The sequence below is a fragment of the Bradyrhizobium sp. genome (assembly GCF_016462955.1).
In the GTDB taxonomy this organism is placed as follows: Bacteria; Pseudomonadota; Alphaproteobacteria; order Rhizobiales; family Xanthobacteraceae; genus Bradyrhizobium.
In genome coordinates, this window is sequence record NZ_JAEMSD010000544.1 from 1 (window position 1) to 1,234 (window position 1,234).

At 63.4% G+C, this 1,234-nt stretch carries 1 protein-coding gene and 1 pseudogene; both read right to left on the reverse strand.

The features are described from left to right. Window positions 1-90: 90 nt before the first annotated feature. Window positions 91-570, reverse strand: a complete 480-nt coding sequence (locus JHD07_RS33920; RefSeq protein ID WP_291630091.1) for a MaoC family dehydratase — start codon at window positions 568-570, stop codon at window positions 91-93. 107 nt (window positions 571-677) lie between these two features. Further along, window positions 678-1,234 (reverse strand): annotated as a pseudogene (locus JHD07_RS33925) (AMP-binding protein); the annotation flags it as partial.

Genomic DNA, 1,234 nt, shown 5'->3' on the forward strand with positions numbered 1-1,234 from the left:
GGGAGAGGGTCAGAGCGCTCCGCGAGAGATTTGGAAAGCTTTTGAGCAGCGATGGGTTGCCGGGTCAAGCCCGGCAACGACGGGCCGGACCTACTCGAAATAGATCAACCCCAGCCACTCCGCGACCAGCGCCGGCTTGTCCTCGCCTTCGATCTCGACAGTGACGTTGGTGCGGGACTGCAATTCGTTGGGCTTGCGGAGCTTGGCCTCGGCCAGCACGAAGCGGCCGCGGACACGCTTGCCGGATCGCACCGGCGAGATGAAGCGCAGCTTGTCGAAGCCGTAATTGACGCCCATCGTGGTGCCCGCGATCACGGGCATCACCTCGTAGGACATGATCGACAGCAGCGACATCGTGAGGAAGCCGTGCGCGATGGTGGTGCCGAACGCCGTCTCCTTCTTCGCGCGCTCCGGATCGACGTGGATGAACTGGTGATCCTCGATCACGTCGGCATAGCTGTCGATGCGCGGCTGGTCGATCAGGTGCCACGACGACACGCCGATCTCCTTGCCCACCATGGCCTGATAGGCATCGAGGGGGATCGGCGGCTTCTTCCAGACTTCGTTCATTCCGTCGCTCCATGTGCCGTCATTCCGGGACGATGCGGAGCATCGAGCTATGATGCGTAATTGCGCATCATAGCTCGCGCTTCGCGCGCCCCCGATGACGAATCTCTCTAAGTTTCGCCCCGTGCCTTCGCCAACTCCGGAAAGTCCTCTTCGCGGAATTCCCGGCCGCGCAGCTGATCGTTGCGATCGTCGTCGCGTTCGAGCCGTCGTAGCTGAACGCGGCGGATCTTTCCAGAAATGGTCTTCGGCAACTCGGTGACGATTTCGAGACGGCGGATGCGCTTGAATGGCGCAAGGCGCGTGTGCAGGTGCTTGAAGATGGAGAGCGCGGTCTCCGGTGAACGCTCCGCACCCGATGTCAGCAGCACGAAGGCCTTCGGGATCGCGAGCCGGATCGGATCGGGGCTCGGCACCACCGCGGCTTCCGCGACCAGCTCGTGCTCGAGCAGCACGCTCTCCAGCTCGAACGGGCTGATGCGGTAATCGGACGATTTGAACACGTCGTCGGAGCGGCCGACGAAGGTGAGGTAGCCCTCGTCGTCCTCGAACACGACGTCGCCGCTGCGATAGAGCTCGCCCTCGGCGCCGGACAGCTTGCCGTCATCGCCCTGATAGCCCTGCATCAGGCCGGCAGGACGATCGGAGCCGAGCACCAGCGTGACCT

Coding starts and splice junctions, on each gene's coding strand:
- JHD07_RS33920 (WP_291630091.1), bottom strand. CDS start 570: ATGAACGAAGTCTGGAAGAAGCCGCCGATCCCCCTCGATGCCTATCAG.